This window comes from Neisseria sp. P0009.S007 (genome assembly GCF_051962515.1).
Genome location: NZ_JBQCVF010000049.1, coordinates 4,564 through 8,071, shown reverse-complemented (window position 1 = coordinate 8,071; position 3,508 = coordinate 4,564). Strand labels below are relative to the sequence as shown.

The 3,508-nt window shown below is 54.6% G+C and carries 4 protein-coding genes and 1 pseudogene; 3 read left to right on the top strand and 2 right to left on the bottom strand.

Annotated elements, in window-relative coordinates; translation table 11 throughout:
• Positions 1-27: 27 nt before the first annotated feature.
• Together ACTHS3_RS06365 and argG are read right to left on the bottom strand one after the other, a co-directional pair.
• Positions 28-243 carry a DUF4177 domain-containing protein gene (locus ACTHS3_RS06365; protein WP_036493650.1) on the bottom strand — a complete coding sequence of 72 codons (216 nt, stop codon included), beginning with the start codon at positions 241-243 and terminating at the stop codon, positions 28-30.
• A gap of 43 nt (positions 244-286) precedes the next feature.
• Positions 287-1,630 (bottom strand): argininosuccinate synthase, encoded by a 1,344-nt coding sequence (argG, locus tag ACTHS3_RS06360; protein WP_036493659.1) that lies wholly within the window; start codon positions 1,628-1,630, stop codon positions 287-289.
• A 110-nt stretch (positions 1,631-1,740) separates the two neighbouring features.
• Here argG and ACTHS3_RS06355 point away from each other — a divergent pair, with 110 nt between their 5' ends.
• From ACTHS3_RS06355 to ACTHS3_RS06345, 3 genes and pseudogenes are all read left to right on the top strand, one after another.
• Positions 1,741-2,541 (top strand): competence/damage-inducible protein A, encoded by an 801-nt coding sequence (locus ACTHS3_RS06355; protein WP_070624686.1) that lies wholly within the window; start codon positions 1,741-1,743, stop codon positions 2,539-2,541.
• Complete coding sequence (locus ACTHS3_RS06350; RefSeq protein ID WP_070588213.1) at positions 2,541-3,167, top strand: phosphatase PAP2 family protein; 627 nt, start codon at positions 2,541-2,543, stop codon at positions 3,165-3,167. Before ACTHS3_RS06355 ends, ACTHS3_RS06350 begins: the two co-directional genes overlap by 1 nt.
• A gap of 12 nt (positions 3,168-3,179) precedes the next feature.
• Positions 3,180-3,508: pseudogene (locus tag ACTHS3_RS06345) on the top strand (alpha/beta hydrolase); the annotation flags it as partial.

Here is a 3,508-nt window from a genome sequence, read left to right as displayed (position 1 = left end):
AATCCGAGACAGGCATAGACGCCGAGTTTAAACACGTTCTTTTTCCAAAATGACGACGTAGGCTTCACGCACGAAAAACAGCAGCATGCGGCGTTGGTCTTTTTCCATGGTAACGACCTTCCAACCTTGTGAAGCGTGGCTGTTGAGGAAATCGCTGAATTTGACCGGATTGATTTTGGCACTGCCGAAAATCAAGCTGGAAAGCAGGTTCTCTTGATAAATGACGGCTTTATATTCTTTCATTTTATTCCTTTAAAATAAGGGGGCCTTAAGGCCCCCCATGATTCTACTCCTTATTGTTCAACTGCGGCAATACGGAACCTTCGCCCAAGGACAACAAACCGCTTTGCGAGTAAATACCCAGTTTGGCGCGGGTATCGGTGATGTCGAGGTTGCGCATGGTGAGCTGGCCGATGCGGTCGAGCGGGGTGAATGCGGCGTCTTCAACTTTTTCCATGCTCAGGCGTTCGGGTTGGTAGGTCAGGTTGGGCGATTCGGTGTTCAGAATCGAATAGTCGTTGCCGCGGCGCAGTTCGAGGGTAACTTCGCCGGTGATGGCTTTGGCAACCCAGCGTTGGGCGGTTTCGCGCAACATGAGGGCTTGGCTGTCAAACCAGCGGCCTTGGTAGAGCAGGCGGCCGAGACGCAGGCCGTTGATGCGGTATTGTTCGATGGTGTCCTCGTTGTGGATACCGGTTACCAAGCGTTCGTAGGCGATGTGGAACAACGCCATGCCCGGGGCTTCGTAGATGCCGCGCGATTTGGCTTCGATGATGCGGTTTTCGATTTGGTCGCTCATGCCCAAGCCGTGACGGCCGCCGATGCGGTTGGCTTCGAGGAAGAGTTCGACAGGATCGGCGTATTCTTTGCCGTTTAATGCAACTGGCACGCCTTCTTCAAAGCGCACGCTGACTTCTTCGGGTTTGACTTCGACGTTTTCGTCCCAGAAGGCAACGCCCATGATAGGCTTAACGATTTTGATGCCGCTGTTGAGAAATTCCAAGTCTTTGGCTTCGTGCGTCGCGCCGAGCATATTGGAGTCGGTGGAGTAGGCTTTCTCCACCGACATTTTGTAGTTGAAGCCGTTGGCAATCAGAAATTCGCTCATTTCGTGGCGGCCGCCAAGTTCGTCGATAAATTGTTGGTCGAGCCAAGGTTTGTAGATTTTCAGCGCGGGATTGGTCAAGAGGCCGTAGCGGTAGAAACGCTCGATGTCGTTGCCTTTGTAGGTGCTGCCGTCGCCCCAGATATTCACATCGTCTTCTTTCATGGCGGAAACGAGCATGGTGCCGGTAACGGCGCGGCCCAAAGGCGTGGTGTTGAAGTAGGCGATGCCGCCGGTGGAAACGTGGAACGCGCCGCATTGGATGGCGGCGATGCCTTCATGTGCCAATTGTGCGCGGCAGTCGATTAAGCGGGCGTTTTCTGCACCGTATTCCATCGCTTTTTTAGGAATGGCGTTGTAGTCGTCTTCGTCGGGCTGGCCAAGGTTGGCAGTGTAGGCGTAAGGCAGCGCACCTTTGAGTTTCATCCACAGCAGCGCGGCGGAGGTATCAAGGCCGCCGGAGAAGGCGATGCCGACTTTTTGGCCGACGGGGAGATTTTGTAAAATGGTATGGTTTTGGCTCATGGGAATTTCTCCAGACTTGAAAAGTTGAAACCATTATCTTATAAATGGAATACATTGTCAGCAATTAGGCCGTCTGAATGTTCGGAGGGCCGTATTAAAGAAACCTCATCATGAACGCTTTTAACCTCATTATCATCGGCGACGAAATCTTACACGGCAGCCGCCAAGACAAGCATTTCGCCTTTTTCAAATCTTTATTGGAATCGCACGGGCTGAAGCTCAATCAGGTGCAATATCTGCCCGACGAACCCGAATTGCTGGTCAAACAGCTGCGCCGCAGTTTTTCAGACGGCCTGCCGACTTTCGTTACCGGCGGTATCGGCTCTACACCTGACGACCATACGCGCCAAGCCGCCGCTGCTGCTTTGGATTTGCCTGTCGTCCGCCATCCTGAAGCCGCCAAGTTTATCGAAGGCGTAACCCTGAAACGCGGCGAGCCGCTTGATTCGCCGGAACACGCCCAACGCCTGAAAATGGCGGATTTTCCCGAAGGCGCGGAATTGGTGCCCAATCCGTTTAACAACATCGCCGGATTTTCCATCCGCGAGCATTATTTCTTCCCCGGCTTCCCCGTGATGGCGCACCCGATGGCGGAGTGGGTATTGGAAACTTATTACGCCGACCGCTTCAACCAAACCGAACGCGGCAGCCGTAGCGTGTATGTGTTCGACCAACCCGAATCGCGCATTACGCCGATTATGGAACATCTTGAGCGTACCTACGCCGGTGTTCGTTCGTACAGTCTGCCCACCGTGGGCCGTACCGATTCAGACGGCCGTTATACTCCGCCGCATATCGAATTCGGCATCAAAGCGGAAGGCGAGGCCTGCCGCTTGTTGGATGCTGCGTGGGAAGATGCGTTGCAGGGTTTGCAGGCGATTGGCGCGACTTTGAAAGAAACGGTGGAATAATGCACTTATCCCCAGCCCAATCCAGACGCGCACTGACTTTTGTCTCTTTGCTGTTTTTGCCGCCGACCCTCATCATCGGCATTTGGCTGGCGCAATATGGCGGCTTTGCTTTTGAGCCGCCGCTGATGCACGCCGTCCATGCCCACGCAGGAACATGGTTTGACCCGATTGCCACCGTGTTGCACTATCTGGGCAAAACCGCGATTGCCGTGCCGCTGATCGGTGCAGTCGCTGCAGCCCTGTATTTTGCCGATAAGAAGCGCGAAGCACTGTTTTGCGTGTTGGCGGCATTGGTGCCGACTTTGAACATGCTGATTGTGAAGGTTTGGTTTGCCCGCGAACGTCCGCTGCTTTGGCCGCGCCTGATTGAAGAGAGCAATTTTTCCTTCCCCAGCGGCCACAGTACGTTTTCCGCCGCCATTGCCGTCATGCTGATATTGCTTTGCCGCCGCACGCGCTACCGCCGCGCCGCTTGGATAGGCGGTATTTCCTTTGCCCTGTTGACCGGGTTTTCGCGCATTTATTTGGGCGTGCATTATCCCACCGACGTTTGGGCAGGCTGGACCAACGGCACGCTGACTGCCTTGTTGGTGTATATGCTCATCTTCAGGCCGTCTGAAAAATAGAAGAAACGAATTATGAATACACGTTCACCCAACACGCCTTATTGGCTCAGAAACGGCCATGCCGACACTCTATTTGCCAAGTTGCTGCAAGGCAAGGCGCCCGACTACCGCCGCGAGCTTCTGCCCGACAGTACCGGCAAAACCCAAGTTGCCTACGATTTTGTCGACAGTGCCGACCCCGATGCGCCGTTGGTGGTTTTGTTTCACGGACTGGAAGGCAGCAGCGAGAGCCATTACGCGGTCGAGCTGATGAAAGCCGTGCAGCAGCGCGGTTGGAACGGCGTGGTTGCCCATTTCCGCAGTTGCGGCGGCATAGAAAACACCGCGCCCGTGTTCTACCA

Excerpts from the sequence above, each read along its gene's own strand:
- argG (WP_036493659.1), bottom strand. The coding sequence starts at position 1,630 with ATGAGCCAAAACCATACCATTTTACAAAATCTCCCCGTCGGCCAAAAA.
- ACTHS3_RS06365 (WP_036493650.1), bottom strand. The coding sequence starts at position 243 with ATGAAAGAATATAAAGCCGTCATTTATCAAGAGAACCTGCTTTCCAGC.
- ACTHS3_RS06350 (WP_070588213.1), top strand. The coding sequence starts at position 2,541 with ATGCACTTATCCCCAGCCCAATCCAGACGCGCACTGACTTTTGTCTCT.
- ACTHS3_RS06355 (WP_070624686.1), top strand. The coding sequence starts at position 1,741 with ATGAACGCTTTTAACCTCATTATCATCGGCGACGAAATCTTACACGGC.